At 68.7% G+C, this 348-nt stretch carries 1 protein-coding gene; it reads right to left on the bottom strand.

The features are described 5' to 3' along the window. Positions 1-348 (bottom strand): toprim domain-containing protein (locus tag F3J08_RS16875; protein ID WP_205207145.1); only part of this gene is annotated, 348 nt, incomplete at both ends.

The following is a 348-nucleotide window of genomic DNA, read 5'->3' as shown; positions in this document are numbered from 1 at the left end:
CCGCATGGTCGCCGGCCGGGTCGTCATCGCGCAGCACATAAAGGCGGCGCAGGGCAGGCGGAAACGCCATGGCGGCGAGATGCGCCGAGGACAGGCACGCGGCCAGTGGCAGATCGGGCATGATTTCGTGGAGGGACAGCACCGTCTCGATCCCCTCGCCTGCCGCCAGAACGTCAGACACCGTGCCAAAGCGCACGGCATGGCCGAGCAGGTCGCCCATCGCCCGACGGGGCATGGCGACAGGTGCCTTGCCCTTTCCGTCCCGCGCCAGCCAAGTGCGATGCACCCCGGTCACAATGCCGTCGAGGTCGGTCACAGCAGCGATCAAGGCGGGCCAGGTCTCAGTCG

Origin of the sequence: Asaia sp. As-1742, from assembly GCF_011753235.1 — a bacterium.
Lineage (GTDB): Bacteria > Pseudomonadota > Alphaproteobacteria > Acetobacterales > Acetobacteraceae > Asaia > Asaia bogorensis_B.
The sequence above is the reverse complement of the archived record's forward strand: the minus strand, read 5'-3'. Positions and strand labels throughout refer to the sequence as shown.